We start from the raw sequence: 19,875 nt of genomic DNA, 5'->3' as shown, positions 1-19,875 counted from the left end.
TTGCTCTTTGGATAGCTATTTACTTCCTTGATTTATTGTAATGTACCTGTATTTATTGAACGGGATATCTTATTTCAATTTCCCTTCCTTCTCTATTCTTACAAACAGAGATATTGTACTACTTTTTTGTTGTTATGTAAATCTTTCAAAGATCGCGCTTTCGCTCTGCAATAATAAGGATTTTACCTTGATTGCGGGTGCAAAGATAGATGTTTTTATCTATACAATCCAAACAAAACTGCAAAAAAAAACATCTTTTTCATAAGGGTATGATAAAAAACCACTTATAAAATTATTATTTAGTTTTTACTTTACCATTTTTCTTCTTCGTTTCATCATTTAATGTCTCAAGAAAACGCGTTGCAGGTTTAAATTTCACGCTTAATCGAGGCTTAATTACACATTCCACTCCAGTACGAGGGTTACGACCAATACGTTCTGTTTGTTTCCATGGAGAAAACACACCAAATCCTAATAAGGATAAATTATTATCTTTTTTCAATTCCTCACTTAGTATTTCTTGAAATGTATCCAGGAATTTTTGAGATTGAGATTGAGTTACTGACATCCTGTTAGCCAGATTTTTTGTTAACTCTGCTTTGTTCATGATCTGATTTTTTAAAATAACTAAATTAATACAATTATATCTAACACAATAAAATTCTAAATTATAATCAGGCAAGTGTTGTTCAAAATACATTATAAAAAATCACATTTTAAAGCAACTCTATTTCATACAAATGTAAAACATAATCTTTTAATACCAAATGTAAACATTATTTATTATCAAGAGATTATAAGCATTACAAACAAATAAAACAACAACAAAGTTTAAAGTTACACCAACACCTATGTGCTACCGTAGCAAATAAAGAGCTTCACAAACAAACAACATCATTGAATTTCAATAAAAGTAGCTATCACTTGTAATTATAAGAGTATTCATACCTTTACTATGCCCAATAAACTTATTTTTTATATAACAAGTTTTCAACTGTAAATGTTATAAGTTTTTATAAACAACAACGGAAATTTACTCTCAAAAAGAATATTTTTGAGAAACGGTATCAGAATAATTCGGTCAATATATTATTCAAGCAGGAGTTAAGGCAAAATCAATTCTTTAGTAATTTCTCAATTTCTTCAATTGAAGAACGAAATGATTTATTTGTTTCAATTTGGTCTTTTATAGTTTTACATGCGTGAAGAACTGTAGCATGATCCTTTTTACCTACAATTTTACCAATATGAGAAAAAGAACAATCAGTATATTTCTTTGCTAAAAACATCGCAACCTGACGTGCTTGTACAATTTCTCTTTTTCTGGATCGAGTTTGAATAGCTGTTAACTCAAGATTATAAAAATTGCAGACAACCTCTTGAATCATTTGTACAGAAATTTGTTTCTTTTCCATGCGTACAGCCTGTCCGATTACTCTCTTCGTTAACGGAAGATCAATTTCTCTATTATTAATGACTGCATTGGCCATCAAAGAAACCAATATTCCTTCTAAATCACGAACATTTTCGGTCACATTATCAGCAATAAAATTAAAAACCTCATCAGGTATTACAATACCATCATGATTAATTTTATTTTTTAATATCTTCCTTCTTAAATCCGGGTCAGGTCGATACAATTCAGCCGTTAATCCCCATTTCAAACGAGTAACTAAACGTTCCTCCATTCCCATCAAATCTACAGGGGCTTTATCAGAAGTCAGAATAAGTTGTTTTCCTAATTGATGTAAATGATTAAATACATGAAAGAATGTATTCTGTGTTTTATCCATCCCTATCAATTCCTGAATATCGTCAAGGATTAAAACATCTATATTCTGATAGAAATTCAAGAAATCATTTGTTGTATTTTTTCGGATTGCATCAGTAAACTGAATACGAAACAGATGAGAGGAAACATATAAAACCTTTTTCTCAGGATGTATTTCTCTTATACGTGTTCCAACGGCATGGCATAAGTGTGTCTTACCAACGCCAGAAGGACCAAATACAAACAAAGGATTAAAAGTTGTTTTCCCCGGATTTTGGGCTACAGCCTCACCGGCAGTACGCACCAACCGATTGCTCGTTCCCTCAAAATAATTATCAAACGTATATTTGGGATTTAATTGAGGATCAAGATCCTGAGGAGCAGGTTGAACAAAAGGATTGGGAGCTTTATTAATATCTTTAGGTGCTACTTTCTTAATTACCATAGAACCATTTTCTGCTGGATAATCAACAGTTCCTCCTGTTGTTCTATCCACCATTACACGATAATTAAGAATTGTCCCTTGTCCTATTACCCTATACAGGGTCACTTTCAATACATTTACATATTTTTCCTCAAGATATTCATAGAAGAACTGACTAGGTACCTGAATGGTAAATTTATTTTCTTCAAATGAAAGAGGTGTAATAGGTAAAAACCAAGTATTAAAAGCGGCTTCAGGTACTATATCCTTAATAACGGCCAAGCATTTGTCCCACAATATTTGGTAATTAGTCTGCATCTTTTCAACTTCCAACAATAACTTTTTCTATAAACGTATCACAAAGTTTAGAAATAAATTCCAAAAAAAAAAGGACTATTTTTTTGTGTTTTTTCATATTTCAATAGGCTATTTAAAGTCAATGACTTAGCACATCTTAGTTTAAAAGCTCACTGTTTTATTGAAGAACACAAACAGTTCGTTGAATTAAACTGCTTATCACCACGTTTTAAGGAATTATCAACGATAAAAAAGCAATTCTTCACAAACTCATACTTATCTTATTTATAGGAGTTTAAAGCAAAACATTTTTTTTATTTAAAATAGAACCATTCTAAATAAGAAAAAAAGGCCAAAACTATTCTTTAATTTTAAAAGATAGAAAAATGAACATATCGTTTAGGATTTTCACGCAAGTCAAACAACAATTTCGAAGCATTACTACTTGTTTCATTTAAATTCAGATATAGTTCTTTGTCGTTCAACAACAATCCCATACTATTATCTTTTGAATTAAGTTTTTCAGTCGTTAATTTCAAATTTTCAATTGTTGTATTAACAAGATTCATTGTTTCCGGGAAATTAATACTCTTCAATCCTTCACTAACTTCAGTAAAATCAGAGGATATTGTTTTAAGATTTCCAACAATAACAGGGATATCATTGCGAAGAATAGTATTTAGCTGAATTGCTGATTGGTTAAGGTTTTTAGTCGTATTTTCTATTTGCGTAAGAGAATTTGTCAAAGCAGGATGATTTAGCACTAATTGTAAACCTGACAATATTGAATCAATTTTTGGTAATAGCTGTTCTACACTTGGCAATATTTTACCTTGAACCGAAGCCATCATATCTTCACCATTCCGTCCTTCAATAGTAGAACCGGATTTCAGATAGTCATCTACATGTTTATTCAGATGCAAATGCAGTTCTCCACCGCTCAACAAACTCTTTTCAATAGAGATATAGCTACCTTTATTTATCTTCATTTCTTCTTCAAGGCTTATCTCTACAATAATTTTATCTGTGGACTCATAATCGTATGAAATAGCACGAACCAAACCAACTTTAAAACCTTCAACAAAAACCGGGCTGGATATAGTCACTTCTTTTACATTTGAGCAAGACACAAAGTAATGATTTGAAGGTTTAAAAAGATTTATTCCTTTTAAATAATTTATCCCCATATAAAGCAAAGCAAGACTGATAATAGTTACTAATCCTATTTTAGCTTCTTTTGTAAATCTTAGTTTCATCTTATTTAATTATATTATACCTTTTACCTATTAACTTTTACACCATCCACAAACTCGATAATAAACGCATCTTTAAAATCTTTAGCCATTTTTCGCCTCAAAAGACGAATCTCGTTAAAATCCGTACTTTCTCCGTATGTATATTTATAAAGACCTTTTTCTTTATAGAAATCTATATTTTTATACCCTTTAAATTCTTTAGAATTATCCGCTATTTTTTTATCGGATGCTAATATTTGTATTTTATAGACCACCTTAGCTGCTTTTTGAGGAGTTATCACAGGTTTTTCAGAACTGACATCTGTGAAATTGTTTTTTGTTGATTGACTTTCATTCACACTCAACACTCCTCTTTTCCGGTCATATTCACTTTTAAACCTTGTAAAAGCACTATATAAAGCTTTAGCTAATTTCTTCTGTCCGGAGACAGATGCCATAAAACGTTCTTCTTCACGATTAGAGATAAAACCCAACTCAACAAGAACAGCAGGCATACTTGTCTTTCTCAATACAAGCAATCCTCCTTGTTTAACTCCCCGGTTTGCTCTTTTCTGTTTAACAAATTCCTTTTGAATCGAAGATGCAAAATCAATACTTTGCTCCATATGTTTATTCTGCATAAACTCAAATATGATATAAGACTCTGTCGATGTAGGATCAAAGCCTTCATATTTTTGCAGATAGTTATCTTCTAAAAGTATAGCTGAGTTCTCACGCATTGCAACTTCAAGATTTTCCTGCGTTCTTGCCAATCCTAAAGTAAACGTTTCCGTTCCACTCACAGAACTTCCACGTTTAACAGAGTTTGCATGAATAGAAATAAACAAATCTGCTTTATTCCTATTTGCAATATTTGCTCTTTCATCTAATTCAATAAAACGATCCGTTTTCCGAGTATAGACAACCCTTGTATCCTGCTGTTCCGTTTCAATCATATCTCCCAAAAGCAAGGCTACAGCCAGATTTATCGTTTTTTCCTTTGCCGAATAACCGATAGCTCCGGGATCTTTTCCACCATGTCCAGGGTCTATTACAATAGTAAATGTCTTCTCCTTGGCGTGCGCCTCAGGTATAAAAACAAATACAACCATCAGAAGATTGATATATAAAAGAAGATATTTACGCACGATTACTTCAAACTTATATTTTCAATATGGCAAATGTAGCTTATTTTAGGGATTCCGCATGAGTTTTATCATTATTTATGAAAGACAAAAATCTACCATCAAAATAAAGAAACCGGGTATCATAAGAAAACTTATAATACCCGGCATTTATTTTACTCACCCTACTGGGGGAAGCATATTCTTTTATTATTCAGAAACTACTTCAAAAGGTATTTCTACAGAAACTTCTTTGTGTAGTTTAAGAATAGCTTTATAACTTCCTACTTCTTTAACAGCTTCTTTGATATAAATCACCTTACGATCAACCGGATGACCAGCTTTTTCCAAAGCTTCTGCTATCTGAATATTCGTTACAGAACCAAATATTGTTCCTGAAGAACTTGTCTTTGCTCCGATTGTTAAAGAAACACCTTCTAACTGTGCAGCAAGAGCTTGTGCATCTTCTTTAATCTTTGCCAATTTATGAGCGCGTTGTTTCAGGTTTTCAGCCAGCACTTTTCGTGCTGATTCAGAAGCAATAATTGCTTTTCCCTGAGGGATTAGAAAGTTACGTCCGTAACCATCTTTCACAGTTACGATATCGTCTTTGTAGCCTAAATTTACTACATCTTCTTTCAAAATAACTTGCATATTCTGTCTCCTCTCTTTTAAATTATTTCATTAAATCGGTTACATAAGGAAGCAATGCCAAATGGCGTGCTCTTTTCACTGCCTGAGCAACACGACGTTGGAACTTCAAAGAAGTACCGGTAATACGGCGTGGAAGGATTTTACCCTGTTCGTTCAAAAACTTCTTCAAGAATTCAGGATCTTTGTAATCGATATACTTGATACCGCTTTTTTTGAAACGGCAATATTTCTTCTTTTTAACATCTACTGAAGGTGGTGTTAAATATCTTATTTCTGATTGAGGTGCTGCCATAATTAATTCTCCTTTACTGTTTCTTTAGATGATCTCAATGCTCTTCTCTTAGCGGCATATTCTGCGGCATATTTATCTTGACGGAATGTCAAGAAACGGATTACACGTTCGTCACGACGGAAGTTAATTTCCAACATCGCAATTGTTTCCGGGTTTGCCTTAAACTCTACCAATTGATAAAAACCAGTGGTTTTCTTTTCAATAGGATAAGCTAATTTTCGCAGGCCCCAATTTTCTTCATTCACGATTTCAGCTCCTTCTGCTTTTAGAAGGCTCGTGAATTTTTCTACCGCTTCCTTCATCTGTGCTTCAGACAAAACGGGAGTCAAAATGAAAACGGTTTCGTAATTATTCATACTACCTTAATTATTTATATGATTAATAAAATTTGCGGTGCAAAGGTAGAGATAATTATTTGTACAACAAAACCTTTTTCCTATAAAATCTGTCACACTTTCTTAGTGCAAAGATAAAGCATCATCACAAGAACATGTATAAACCCATTTTTTTACCTATTTTTGAAGTCCTATTAGTGAAGAGGTAATTTGAAGATGAGACAATATATATATATTACATGCCTTTGTATTTCGAGTATTTTATCGGGAAACGCCCAAGCTGACCCGGATTTATATGCCAAAACAGATACAAAAAAGATGAATCATTGGGTAGATTCTGTTTTTGATTCGATGACATATGATGAACGAATCGGACAATTGTTTATGATAATAGCCGATCCGAAATCGGATAATCGGAATATGCAGAAACTTCTACGTTATATAAATGATATAAAAATCGGAGGAATATTATTTCACAAGGGTAATCCGGTTACTCAGGCATCCGTTACTAACCGTTTGCAAAAGGCATCTAAAGTTCCTTTATTTATATCCTTAGATGGTGAATGGGGACTTTCTATGAGATTAAGTGAAACTACTCGTTTTCCTAAAAACATGATGTTAGGAGCTATTGAGGACGATGGATTAATCCGGAAATATGGAGAAGAGGTTGCTCGTCAATGTCAAGAGATGGGAATCCAAATCAATTTTGCACCGGATATTGATGTAAACAGTAATACAGACAACCCAGTAATCGGACTCCGGTCATTCGGAGAAAATCCGCAAGCTGTAGCAGATAAAGGAATTGCTTACGCTCGGGGGTTAGAAAGTGGTGGAATAATTGCTGTTGCCAAACATTTCCCCGGACATGGTGACACAAATGACGATTCTCATTATACATTGCCGGTTGTCCGTCATGGAAGAGAACGCTTAGATAAAATAGAGTTAGCACCATTCAAACAATATATATATGAAGGATTCTCGGGAATGATGACGGCGCATCTATCCATCCCGGCTCTTGATAACACCAAAAACCGACCTACGTCCTTATCTCCTAAAATTGTGAACGGACTTCTGAAAAAGGAACTTGGATTTCGTGGTCTATGTTTCACTGATGCGTTAGCAATGAAAGGAGCTTCAGCAAATAAGAAAGACAATCCTTCCGTGATGGCTCTTTTGGCAGGTAATGATATTTTGTTGGCTCCGGCAAATCCTATTTCAGATTTCAAAGCAGTAAAAGAGGCTTTAGAAGAAAACATTCTCGACATAAAAGATATTGAAGATAAATGTCTAAAGATACTTCGCTACAAGTACATTACCGGACTTAACAACTATAAGGCTATAGAATTACAGGGTTTGGAAAAAAGACTTAATTCTCCTCATGCAGCATGGATAACAGCCCGCTTAAATGCGGAAGCCTTAACTTTATTAAAAAACGACAATAATATTGTTCCACTAAAACAACTCGATAAGAAAAGCATTGCTGTTTTATCGATAGGGAATGACACCGGAAATCCTTTTCAGGAGATGTTGAACAGATACGATTCAGTGGCGTGTTTTAGCATTGGAGTTAGATCAACAGAAGCTCAGGTCAGACAGGTTTATACTCAATTGGCAAAATATGATATGATAATCTGTGGGGTTCATACAGTCCGTGTACCTGAAAGTGAAGCGTTGCGTAAACTGGCTGCCGAGAAAGAATTCATTTATTCATTTTTTACGATCCCCTATTTTTGCAAGTCTTATGCGAAGAGCATAGAAAAGGCTCAAGCAGTGCTTATGGCTTACGAAAGTACTCCTTTAGCTCAAGAATATGCAGCTCAGCTAATTTTTGGAGGAATACAAGCCAAAGGGAAACTCCCTGTGACCATTCCGGATCTTTATATACCGGGAACAGGGTTATTCACTGACAAAACTCGCTTAGGTTATCATGAAGCAGAAGAAGTCGGTTTAAACGCGGACAGATTAGATGTTATTGACAAGATTGTGGAAGAGGGATTAGAAGAAAAGGCATTCCCGGGATGTCAGGTTCTGGTAGCTAAGGACGGAATGATTGTTTATAACAAATCATTTGGGTATAAAGATGATGGATTCGATCATCCGGTAACAGAAAAAACAGTTTACGATATAGCTTCTATGTCAAAAGCCGCAGGTACATTACTCTCTGTAATGAAAACATATGATGATAAGAAATTTACACTCAACAATAAAATTTCAGAATTTCTTCCTGAACTTAAAGATTCAAACAAAAAAGATTTAACAATAAAGGAGTTACTATATCATCAATCCGGACTGAAGTCCTCAATTAACTTTTATCTTAGTGCAATTGATAAAGAAAGCTATTCGGGTAGTTTATATAGTAAAACCAAAAACTCGACTCATCCCGTACAATTTGATTCACGTACTTACGTGAGAAATGACTTTTCATATTTGCCATCTTTAGTCTCCCCCATTTCCAAACCGGGTTTCACTACTGAAGTTGCAAGAAATCTCTTTGTACATGATTCTTTTAAGGATACCATCATGCAAACAATAAAAGAATCGAAACTATCTAAAAGAGGCAAATATGTTTACAGCTGCATCAATTTCATTTTATTGAAAATGATAACAGAAAAGGTTTCAGGAATGGCTATGGATAAATACTTAGAAACTAACTTTTTTAAACGGCTCGGCACACGCTACACTTTTTATAACCCTTTACATTATATAGATACAATGCAGATTGCTCCTACAGAAAAGGATGGTTTTGTCAGGCGTCAGTTACTTCAGGGATACGTACATGATGAAGCTGCAGCATTTCAAGGAGGAGTATCGGGTAATGCGGGACTATTCTCCACCGCTAACGATATCGCAAAGATATCACAAATGCTGCTTGAACAAGGAACTTATGGAGGTGAACGTTTTTTGTCTGCAGAAACAACTCGTTTATTTACAAGCTCCAAAAGTCCAGTCAGCCGTCGCGGATTAGGATTTGACAAGCCTCTTGTCGGAAATCCGAAGATTTCACCTTGTGGAGTTCTTGCGCCTCCTTCGGTTTACGGGCACACCGGATTTACGGGCACATGTTTCTGGATAGATCCTGACAATAAGTTGATTTACATATTTCTGAGTAATCGCGTATTTCCAACGCGAGCCAACAACAAACTGGGAACATTGGATATACGTACACGCATACAGGATGCGATCTACAAGTCAATTGAAACCCTATAGGGTATAAACACAAAAAAGCTATTGCGTTTCCACAATAGCTTTTTTATGTCTTAAAGGAGATAGTTATTCCTCAAGTCTTTTATTTATCACAATATGACCAAGGTAACCCAAAATAATTGTGATAAAACCTACTATAAGAATAGTATTACTCATAGAACCTTGTATAGCTGGTATTGCAAGAATTGCAACACCTATTAAAAGAACTATAACTCCAAGATACTTCATTAACTGTTTCATGGTTACAGAATTTTATGTAATTTTTTTCTTAGCACAAATAAAGCAATAATAACCCGATTGCAAAAATATTTTAGACGAAAAATAATGAATCCGGTCATTTTAGAGTTTATATTTGTAATCAAATCGCACTACTATGTGGAGGCTTATCTATAAAATATATGTTTGTTTAATTTTTGTTCCAATATTTCTGGTGCTCACCATACTAACAGCTATTACAGTTATTGTAGGATGTCTGTTGGGTGGAGAAAAAATATTTGCCTATTATCCGGGCATGATCTGGTCGCGATTAACTTGTTATCTTGCCTTATGTCCGGTTAAAGTGCGCGGACGAGAACACATTGATAAAACCCAATCTTATATTTTTGTAGCAAACCATCAGGGAGCATTTGATATTTTTCTTATTTATGGTTTTTTGGGAGTCCCGATCAAATGGGTTATGAAAGCCGGATTAGGAAAAATTCCCTTTGTCGGTGCAGCTTGTCGTGCAGCCGGATTTATCTTTGTAGATAACTCGACACCCAAAGCTGCAGCAAAAACGATATTGGAAGCCGAACGTTCATTACGAAACGGAGCATCAATAGCAATATTTCCGGAAGGCTCCCGTACTTATGACGGAAAGATGATCCGCTTTAAGAAAGGAGCATTTCAGATGGCCGTAGATCAGCATCTTTCAATTATTCCTATTACATTAAACGGCCCTTATGATGTACTTCCGATTAATTCTCTAAACCTAAAAAGACATTCGATGGAGATGATCATCCATCCTCCTGTCAGTCTTGAAGGAATCGAATCTTCGCAGAAAAAAGAGTTACAACATATTGCTGACGAAACCCAGAAAACGATAACCTCTGCACTTTGGGAAAAATACAAATAAAGTACTTTACTAATTTTTCAATATCCCTTCTTTACGAATAGACAAACTAAAACCCGCATTCTTTTCAATCATATCACCGGTATCAAAAGCAACCGCTCCTCCAAATTTCCATCCCTCAAGTTTCGGATGAGTATAGTACACTTCAGCTAACGTAGCGACAGAAGATTTTGTTTCTAAAAAAGGTTTTGAAGCACGCCCCCATCCCGTCATCGTTGTTAACAGCAAGCGATAAGACAGTTGTGAAGAAAAGGAGCCTTCAGCACCTAAATGCCAGCTTTCCATCCGATTATTCTTAAATCCTATCTCTCCATTTCCATTATATTCAGGTGATATAATTAAAGGTGAACCCAAAGCGCGATTAAAATAGGATGCCCCGGTTGAATATTCTCCATTATTAAAATAATTATCTGCACCTCCTCCACGACCGGGGTGTTTTTCTCTGTCAAAACTGATAAAATGCATCGGGCCACTCTGATTTTTTGTGGTAAGAAATTCCACAACGATCTTTTTTAACCAGGATATATGATTTGTTTTTAGCTCAACTCCCCACAGACCATCGATACCGTTAGATAGTTCCATTCCCGATAAATCTTCAAAAAAATGTTGATGATATGCCTGTAAAACACCAAAATCACGAAACTTATACCCTAAACCAAAATAATAACTTCCGAAATGATTACCCAAGACATTGATTGAATCTGAGGCAGTGGCTCCCTTCCCTCCTTCACTACCCGTAATAACGCGTATAAAATCTTTTACGGATTGAGGTTGTTTCCCGATTTTGGGATTTGTTGAAGTTCCTCCCCATTGCGCCCAATGTTCAAGACCAAGAATACCGAACAAAGGAGCGTCATTTTCTGTATCTTCTATCCGCAAGAACCCTGATTTATGATGCCACAACACATCATTTACATACGTTATTGTATTATCGGATGTAGAGGTATAATTCTCAAGATAGTTTTTGTCAAAGGAGCGTCCTACTGCAAAATCACCTTTTACTTGTAACCACCCTTTTGAATAAGGCAGATTTGTATATTCTGGAATACTAAAGTTTATTTCAGGAATAGGACGAGCATTGGGCGAAAACACCATATCACCGGAACTTAATCGTTTATCCACAATTGAATTATAGCGTTCTTTGCTGCCGAGACTAATCAGAATAGCTTTATAGCCTAATTCCACATATAATTGTTGTATATAAACATTTCGATAACGAGGTGTTACGCCTACCAAATCAAGTCCGGCAGTCCAACGGAATCCATCTTTCAATGTCTGTTGATGAAAAACACCGGCACGCAATAATCCATTACCAGATTCTAATGGAACAACCCCATTACGATTACTGACAATCCAAAAAGGCGTTTGTTCTCCACTTGCAGCAGATCCCATAGCCTCCAAAAAATAGTTTGTTTCTCCTGACGGTTCACTATCATTCTGACTAATAATATTTTGAGAAAAAAGCGACAGTAATAAACAGAGGATAAATATGAATTTCATCTTCATTCTTTCGATATATTATTAGGGCAAATATAGATATATTTATTCAGGAAAGGTTGAAGAACAGCAAGACAGTAGAATTAAACATAGAAAAACATCGCTCGTTTCAAAAAAAATGGGCATTTTTACATATCTGAAAAATCAAAAATATGAAACTCGCTGAGAAAAGACATACAAACGCAGGATTCGGGGTCGCACCTGTTTTCTTAACTGCCATTTCCACAATACTGGGAGTGGTCTTATTCTTACGCTTCGGCTACGCTGTCGGTACGCTCGGTTTTTGGGGAGCTATATTCATTATTTTACTCGGGCACCTGATTACAATACCGACAGCCTTAGCTGTATCGGAAATTGCAACAAATACCCGTGTAGAAGGAGGTGGAGAGTATTTTATTATATCCCGGTCGTTTGGTTTAAAAATCGGTTCTACAATAGGTATTACGCTTTATTTTTCGCAAGTTATAAGCCTCGCCTTTTATATAATTGGGTTTACTGAGGCATTCACTCCCCTATTCAACTGGTGGTTAGCTACGTTCGGATATGAATTACCACGCCAGATAGTTAGTATTCCCTCGCTGTTGCTTCTCGCTTTACTCATGCTACAAAAAGGATCCAGCATGGGGGTTAAGATGCTTTATGTAGTAAACTTTATCTTATTTGCCGCCCTACTTCTTTTTTTCCTTGGTAAGCCAATAGAACCTACAGATGAATTTGTTGACGCTGCTTCACCCAATCTATTTAGTTTTATAAACAAAGACAGCTTCTTTGTTATTTTTGCCATTTGTTTTCCGGCATTCACCGGAATGACAGCCGGTGTCGGCATGAGCGGGGATTTAAAAAACCCAAGTAAATCTATTCCTATCGGAACGATGGCCGGCACTATTACCGGGCTGATTGTCTATATTTTAGTTGTCTGGAAACTGGCTACATCTGCACCGCAGGCAGATCTTATAGCAGATCAATTTATCATGTCGCGTATAACAATATTTGGAGAATACGTCATTCCGTTAGGTCTGGCTGCCTGTACATTATCTTCAGCCGTAGGTTCCATCATGGTAGCTCCCCGTATATTGCAGGCAATAGCTACAGATAAAAACATTCCATTTCCTAAACTCAATCAATTTTTAGCCAAAGGGAAAGGAGATAAAAATGAACCTTTTAATGCAACGTTGGTCTCTATTGCTATCGCTTTTATATTTGTCTCCCTCGGTAATATCAATGCTGTAGCCAGTGTAATCACCATGTTTTTCCTGATTACCTACGGTACATTATGCCTCATCTCATTTTTAAACCATTTCGGCTCCTCTCCTTCCTATCGACCACGTTTTAAATCCAAATGGTATTTCTCACTTGGCGGTTTTGTCCTCTCCGTATGGGTAATGTTCAAAATCGACTCCATCTATACTGTACTTTCTTATTTAGCCATCATTATTATTTATCTTTTTATCGAGCATTATAATAAGAGCGAAAAAGGAGTTGTCTCTATTTTCCGGGGGGCATTATTCCAGCTTAATCGGTTATTGAGAGTTTATTTACAGAAACAACAAGACACGATGGACAATGAAGAATGGAGACCGTCTGTTATATGCATCTCTCCTAATTCATTCGAACGGGATAAAGTGTTGATTCTAATGAAATGGATTAGTCATCAACATGGCTTTGGAACTTATTTTCATTTTATTGAAGGTTATTACAGTAAACAAACCTATGCAGAATCCAGAGAGACTTTACATCAACTTATAAAGAGTCAGCACGGAGAAGGAAGTGCTCTGTATATCGACACAATGATATCACCGTCATATACTTCAGCCATTGCTCAGGTAATACAGACACCTTCAATTTCAGGGATGGAAAACAATATGGTTCTTTTTGAATACAACAAAAACCAACCTGAAGAATTAAATCGTATTATCGACAATATAAACTTGACAAGAGCGGGTAATTTTGATGTTTGTATTTTTGCTCAATCAACCTATCCTATTCGTAATAAGAACGATATTCATGTGTGGATACGGGCTACAGATGAAAAGAATACAAACCTGATGATTCTGCTTGGGTATATAATTATAGCTCACCCGGATTGGAAACAGAGCCATATAAAACTATTTATCACCAGTAATAAAGGAGAAAGCGATCTGGTTAAAGAAGGTTTATCAGAGCGAATTGCAGAGGGAAGGCTACCAATTACTTTAGCCAATATTGAAATAGTTACACTTGGTGAAGGTCAGTCTCTAAACAATCTTATAAGTCAAAAATCCCGTATGGCAGGCTTAACTCTTATAGGCTTCAGAGAAGAGATTATCAAACATGAGCCTATGGATTTCTTTAGTGAGTTCAATGAGATTGGGGATGTATTATTTGTGAATGCATCCCAATCGAAAGAAATAATATAAGCCAACACCTTTTATATAGTCACTTTTACCATATAAAAAAGCGTTAAGGTTCTAAGTGGCTGTTTTGAATTTTACGAATCTTTTTATATTGTTCGTAACTCTTTCATGTTCTTTCATTTGAAATTTAAGAGCCTGTTTAAATTTTTATTCGTGGCTTATTTCGATTTGTTTTTTGTTTAGTTGTATATCCGCATGAATGAGCATAGCGGGCTATGTGATTAAATGCGGAGATGCAGATAAGCAAAAAAGAAGACGAAAGAAGACCGAAACAAGCCCTCAAGAAATATCCTATAAAAATTTAAACAGGCTCTTAGATGCGTTTGCTCTGAGCTATTGGTTTGAAAAAATCAAAATGTTGGCAAATCACCTGTTTTTGTGTCGGATTGACATCAATCGCAAATGAGGCTTTTTGGGCTGACTTCTCTAACAAAACAACGAAGTATGTGCCTGAAGAGCTGAGTTCGGGAGATGTTGTTTAAATTACATTATCCGGCATGTCCGTTTTTTTAAGATTTGCAAAAAGTAAAAAATCCAAAATTACGCTACTCTTTTTTGAAGATAAAGGATATATTTCGAAAAATAACCTTTATGTCTCGGAAGATAATCTTTATATTTTGGAATACAACCTTTGTGTTTTTGGTGAAAAAACGGTCTTTCTTTGTCATTATGAAATATTTATTGGTTTGAAACTATATAAACGAAAGAAAAATGAGGTTAAGTGCTTTTGAAGTGCGTAAGCAAAATGGTTAAAATAGTTTCTTTTTGTCTTGTCTTCACATGTTTCGCCAAATACCAAATCAGGTATAAAAAAAACAGAGAATAAATTCAAATTAAAGATATTGTAAAACACATCATAAGTGTAAACAAACACACTTATTTGTTTTATTTTTACAACTTCATTAAGAGCCTGTTTAAATTTTTATTCGTGGCTTATTTCGTTTTATTTTTTGTTTAGTTGTATATCCGCATGAATGAGCATAGCGGGCTATGTGATTGAATGCGGAGATGCAGATAAGCAAAAAAGAAGACGAAAGAAGACCGAAACAAACCCTCAAGAAATATCCTATAAAAATTTAAACAGGCTCTAAATCTATTGGAAGTTAACTAAATAAATAAAACACTAAATCATGAAAAAAAACGTCTTTAGGGCATTGAGCTTATTTCTTTGTCTTGTTGCATGCCAAGTAGTAACGGCGCAAGAAAATTATGAGTTTATCCTCAATACAAAAAAGATTGGCGCTCCTGTACAATCAACAATGTATGGTTTGTTTTTTGAGGATATCAACTTTGCTGCTGATGGAGGACTTTACGCTGAATTAGTCAAAAACCGTTCTTTTGATTTTCCTCAAAGTCTTATGGGATGGAATATTTTTGGCAAGGTGACTGTTCGTAATGATAAATCGCCTTTTGAACGGAATCCGAATTATTTGGTTCTTTCACCCTCAGGACACGCACATAAACACACAGGTATTGAAAACGAGGGATACAGAGGAATGGGATTTAAAGAAGGAGCTTCTTATCGATTTTCTGTATGGGCTAAAAAACTCAGAGGTGATGGAGAACAGAAAATCCGGGTTGAATTTATTGATTCTCATAATGATGTAATTGGAAAACAGGAATTAGTCATCAACTCTTCTGATTGGAAAAAGTACACAATGGTAATGCCGGCAAAGGCGACAGAGGCAAAAGGGAGTTTACGTATTTTCTTCACGACTCAGGGTTCTATTGCTTTAGATCATGTGTCTCTTTTTCCCACAGATACGTATAAAGGCAGAGAAAATGGTTTAAGAAAAGATCTGGCTGAAGCATTAGCTGATATAAATCCGGGTATATTCCGTTTTCCGGGAGGATGTATTGTTGAAGGCACCGATCTTGAAACGCGCTATGATTGGAAGAAAAGCGTTGGCAAGGTTGAAAATCGACCGGTAAATGAAAACAGATGGCATTATACGTTTACAAATCGTTTCTTCCCTGATTATTTTCAGAGTTATGGTCTTGGTTTTTATGAATATTTTCTATTGTCTGAAGATATAGGTGCTGAACCGCTTCCTGTTGTAAACTGTGGACTTGCCTGTCAATATCAGAATGATGGCGAACATTGTCATGTTCCTGTCGGTGAATTAGATTTGTATATTCAGGACGCTTTGGATCTGATCGAATTTGCTAACGGAGACAAATCGACAACTTGGGGAAAAGTACGTTCTGAAATGGGACATCCAGAGCCTTTCAACCTTAAATTCATCGGTATTGGCAACGAACAATGGGGAAATGAATATCCTGAACGACTTGAAAGGTTTGTGAAAGCAATCAGAGCAAAATATCCCGAGATTAAAATAGTGGGTAGTTCAGGTCCTGCTGCTGAAGGAAAAGAGTTTGATTATTTATGGCCGGAAATGAAACGACTGAAAGTCGATTTGGTGGACGAACATTATTATAAGGAGCCTGATTGGTTCTTCAACAATGCAGCCCGATATGACAATTATGATCGCAAAGGGCCTGCGGTATTCGCCGGTGAATATGCTTCGCATGATCATGCAAACAAGAAACAGAACAGTTTTCTGTCGGCTCTTTCCGAAGCTGCTTTTATGACCGGACTTGAACGTAATGCTGATATTGTGCACATGTGTACTTATGCGCCTTTATTTGCTCATGTTGATGCCTGGCAATGGAAACCGGATATGATTTGGTTTGATAATCTCCGGATGATGAAAACGCCTAATTATTATGTGCAGCAAATCTATGCGCAACACAAGGGGACAAATGTAATGACTCTGACAACAAAGGAGAAAAAAGCGATAAGTGGACAAGGCGGGTTGTATGCTTCTGCTGTATATGATAAAGACCAAAAGAGCTACATCATAAAAGTAGTGAATACAACTAATGTAGTAAAAGATATTGCAATCAACCTGACGGGTGTTAAGAAAAGCACCACTCTTTCTGTCGGAGAATGCATTATGATGCATCATGATCTGAAAGCCGTGAACACATTGGATGAACCGCAAAATATTATTCCACAGAAAACATCGGGAACAATTGAGAATAATACTTTATCTATAAAAGCACAACCACAATCTTTTAATCTTTACACTATAAAACAACAGTAAAAACCAGATGAAGACCACTCGGATTTATATTTTGTTTTTATCCTTCGCATGTGCTTTTACGGGTACTGCTCAAACCAAAAAGAAAATCGATTATTTCGATTTACATGCAGTCAGATTGTTGGACAGTCCTTTCAAACATGCACAAGATCTTGATAAAGTGTATCTTTTGGAACTTAATGCCGACAGATTACTTGCTCCTTTCTTACGTGAAGCCGGTTTGCCACAAAAGGCAGAAAGCTACACCAACTGGGAAAACACCGGATTGGACGGTCATATAGGCGGACATTATTTATCTGCACTGTCTTTGATGTATGCATCCACAGATGACAAAGAGATTGGAGAGCGGCTCAACTATATGCTTAGCGAATTAAAGCGATGCCAGGAAGCGAATGGGAATGGATATATAGGAGGCGTTCCGGATGGAAAGAAAATCTGGGAAGAGATAGCGAACGGCAATATCAGAGCTGCTGGTTTTAGCCTGAATGACAAGTGGGTACCTTTATACAATATCCACAAAACTTATGCGGGATTACGAGATGCCTATTTGTATGCAGGAAGACAGGATGCTAAAGAGATGTTGATTAAGATGTCGGACTGGGCGATACGTCTTGTTGAGAATTTGTCAGATACTCAGATGCAAGATATGCTGCGTAGTGAGCATGGCGGACTGAATGAAGTCTTTGCGGATGTTGCTGCGATAACGGGTGACAAAAAGTATTTGAAACTGGCACATCTGTTTTCTCATCAATTTGTTTTAGAGCCACTTCTTAGTCATGAGGATAAGTTGACCGGGATGCATGCTAATACGCAGATTCCGAAAGTGCTGGGTTTTAAACGGATTGCGGATATTGAAGGAAATGAATCCTGGTCTGACGCTTCCCGTTTTTTCTGGGAAACAGTTGTTGAACACCGGTCGGTCTGCATCGGAGGGAACAGTGTGCGTGAGCATTTTCATCCGACAAATGACTTTTCGGGAATGGTAAAAGAAATCGAAGGACCTGAAACCTGTAATACATACAATATGCTTCGATTATCGAAGATGCTCTATCAGACTTCTCTCGACAAAAAATATATGGATTATTACGAACGAGCATTGTACAACCATATCTTATCCACCCAAAATCCTGAAACGGGCGGTTTGGTTTATTTCACACAAATGCGACCGGGACATTATCGTGTTTATTCTCAACCGCAAACAAGTATGTGGTGCTGTGTTGGCTCGGGTATTGAGAATCATGCAAAATACGGAGAAATGATCTATGCGCATGGTGTGGATGAATTATATGTCAACTTATTTATTCCTTCTACTTTGTATTGGGAGGACAAGAAAGTTGAAGTTACACAAAACAACTCGTTTCCTGATCAGGCAAGTACGGAGTTAAGTTTTAATACGGAACGGCCAACAAAATTCACATTAAAGATACGGTATCCGTCATGGGTTGAGGCCAACAATGTGGAGGTGTTTATAAACGGAAAAGGCATTAGAATAAATCAGACCGACGATGGCTATATTTCAATCGACAGAAAATGGGTAATGGGTGACAAGGTCGTTATACAGATGCCTATGCATATCGTTGTGGAACAGTTGCCCGACCAGACAAATTATTATAGTATTCTGTACGGACCGTTGGTTCTGGCAGCTAAAACAGAGAAAGACGATTTAGCCGGTCTTTTTGCCGATGATAGTCGCGGAGGACATATAGCTCATGGCAAGAAAATACCATTAAGAGATATGCCTATTATCGTTTCAGACCCGGATAAGATCAGTTCCTGCATACAGCCTGTTACAGGAAAACCTTTGACATTCACGTTAAGTAACCTTTATTCTCACAAATACCCGAATGAAATGGAACTTATTCCGTTTTTCCGGTTGCACGAATCGCGCTATATCATTTATTGGCCTCAAGCTACGACAGAGGATGTTGCCAAACTTCAGGAAAGAATCATGATTGAGGAAAAAGAGAATGAACGGTTAGATAAAATAACTTTAGATAAAATAACCTGTGGAGAACAACAACCCGAATCCGATCATTTTATTCAATCCGACAAATCTCGCACCGGATTTGATGAAGGCGTACATTGGCGTGATGCTCAGGGTTGGTTCGGTTATCAACTGAAAAACGTGAACAACGATGCAAAATATGTATTCCTGAAATACCTTGATTTGCAGGAACCTTCAGCATTCGACATCCTTTTGAATGACAGCATCATAGCTTCGGTAACATTAGATGGAACTGGCGGAGAAGAAACATTCTCACAAGTAATTGAAATACCTTCTTCTCTCTCTGATTCTGATAAATTATCAATTAAAATTCAGGCAAAAGATGACAGAAAAACAGCTAAAATAGTTGAAATAAGACTTTTAAGTAAAAAATAATTTATAGGAAAAGATTATTATAGTATATTTGCCCACCATAAAAACGTGGCAAAA

General features: G+C 36.2%; 14 protein-coding genes. 5 read left to right on the top strand and 9 right to left on the bottom strand.

The genetic code is table 11. The features are described from left to right. Positions 1 to 295: 295 nt before the first annotated feature. The 7 genes from PHT93_RS09665 to rpsF form a co-directional block, all read right to left on the bottom strand. Positions 296 to 607 (bottom strand): HU family DNA-binding protein, encoded by a 312-nt coding sequence (locus PHT93_RS09665; RefSeq protein WP_300242237.1) that lies wholly within the window; start codon positions 605 to 607, stop codon positions 296 to 298. Between the two features lie 508 nt (positions 608 to 1,115). Beyond that, positions 1,116 to 2,513 (bottom strand): chromosomal replication initiator protein DnaA, encoded by a 1,398-nt coding sequence (gene dnaA, locus PHT93_RS09660; RefSeq protein WP_300242240.1) that lies wholly within the window; start codon positions 2,511 to 2,513, stop codon positions 1,116 to 1,118. Between the two features lie 350 nt (positions 2,514 to 2,863). Next, on the bottom strand, positions 2,864 to 3,748 hold the full coding sequence (locus PHT93_RS09655) for an MlaD family protein (protein WP_300242235.1): 885 nt from the start codon (positions 3,746 to 3,748) through the stop codon (positions 2,864 to 2,866). Positions 3,749 to 3,771: 23 nt separating this feature from the next. Then, positions 3,772 to 4,839, bottom strand: coding sequence for an N-acetylmuramoyl-L-alanine amidase (locus PHT93_RS09650; protein ID WP_300242233.1), 1,068 nt, complete (start codon positions 4,837 to 4,839; stop codon positions 3,772 to 3,774). Positions 4,840 to 5,061: 222 nt separating this feature from the next. Continuing rightward, on the bottom strand, positions 5,062 to 5,505 hold the full coding sequence (gene rplI, locus PHT93_RS09645; RefSeq protein WP_300242231.1) for a 50S ribosomal protein L9: 444 nt from the start codon (positions 5,503 to 5,505) through the stop codon (positions 5,062 to 5,064). A gap of 22 nt (positions 5,506 to 5,527) precedes the next feature. Then, on the bottom strand, positions 5,528 to 5,797 hold the full coding sequence (rpsR, locus tag PHT93_RS09640) for a 30S ribosomal protein S18 (protein ID WP_300242229.1): 270 nt from the start codon (positions 5,795 to 5,797) through the stop codon (positions 5,528 to 5,530). A gap of 2 nt (positions 5,798 to 5,799) precedes the next feature. Beyond that, positions 5,800 to 6,153, bottom strand: a complete 354-nt coding sequence (gene rpsF / locus PHT93_RS09635; protein ID WP_300242227.1) for a 30S ribosomal protein S6 — start codon at positions 6,151 to 6,153, stop codon at positions 5,800 to 5,802. A gap of 195 nt (positions 6,154 to 6,348) precedes the next feature. On the opposite strand from rpsF, the gene PHT93_RS09630 reads away from it, so the two are divergent. Beyond that, the gene (locus tag PHT93_RS09630; RefSeq protein WP_300242225.1) at positions 6,349 to 9,339 is read left to right on the top strand and encodes a glycoside hydrolase family 3 N-terminal domain-containing protein; all 2,991 of its coding nucleotides are present in this window, start codon (positions 6,349 to 6,351) and stop codon (positions 9,337 to 9,339) included. Positions 9,340 to 9,402: 63 nt separating this feature from the next. On the opposite strand, the gene PHT93_RS09625 is transcribed toward PHT93_RS09630, so the two are convergent. Next, the gene (locus PHT93_RS09625; protein ID WP_300242223.1) at positions 9,403 to 9,576 is read right to left on the bottom strand and encodes a hypothetical protein; all 174 of its coding nucleotides are present in this window, start codon (positions 9,574 to 9,576) and stop codon (positions 9,403 to 9,405) included. Between the two features lie 133 nt (positions 9,577 to 9,709). Between PHT93_RS09625 and PHT93_RS09620 the strand changes: the two genes are divergently transcribed. After that, a complete protein-coding gene (locus PHT93_RS09620; RefSeq protein WP_363318642.1) occupies positions 9,710 to 10,450 on the top strand; it encodes a lysophospholipid acyltransferase family protein in 741 nt (246 codons plus the stop codon). A gap of 9 nt (positions 10,451 to 10,459) precedes the next feature. Here the strand turns inward: PHT93_RS09620 and PHT93_RS09615 are convergent, their stop codons facing one another. Then, positions 10,460 to 11,953 carry a capsule assembly Wzi family protein gene (locus PHT93_RS09615; protein ID WP_300242219.1) on the bottom strand — a complete coding sequence of 498 codons (1,494 nt, stop codon included), beginning with the start codon at positions 11,951 to 11,953 and terminating at the stop codon, positions 10,460 to 10,462. A gap of 143 nt (positions 11,954 to 12,096) precedes the next feature. Here PHT93_RS09615 and PHT93_RS09610 point away from each other — a divergent pair, with 143 nt between their 5' ends. The 3 genes from PHT93_RS09610 (at position 12,097) to PHT93_RS09600 (ending at position 19,821) form a co-directional block, all read left to right on the top strand. Beyond that, positions 12,097 to 14,340: an amino acid permease gene (locus tag PHT93_RS09610; protein WP_300242216.1), complete on the top strand. Its 2,244-nt coding sequence runs from the start codon at positions 12,097 to 12,099 to the stop codon at positions 14,338 to 14,340. Positions 14,341 to 15,467: 1,127 nt separating this feature from the next. Further along, positions 15,468 to 17,444, top strand: a complete 1,977-nt coding sequence (locus PHT93_RS09605; protein WP_300242214.1) for an alpha-L-arabinofuranosidase C-terminal domain-containing protein — start codon at positions 15,468 to 15,470, stop codon at positions 17,442 to 17,444. Between the two features lie 7 nt (positions 17,445 to 17,451). Next, positions 17,452 to 19,821, top strand: coding sequence for a glycoside hydrolase family 127 protein (locus PHT93_RS09600; protein ID WP_300242212.1), 2,370 nt, complete (start codon positions 17,452 to 17,454; stop codon positions 19,819 to 19,821). Positions 19,822 to 19,875: the final 54 nt, after the last annotated feature.

The organism is Massilibacteroides sp. (assembly GCF_028705895.1).
Lineage (GTDB): Bacteria > Bacteroidota > Bacteroidia > Bacteroidales > Tannerellaceae > Massilibacteroides.
This window is presented reverse-complemented; position numbering and strand designations above follow the sequence as displayed.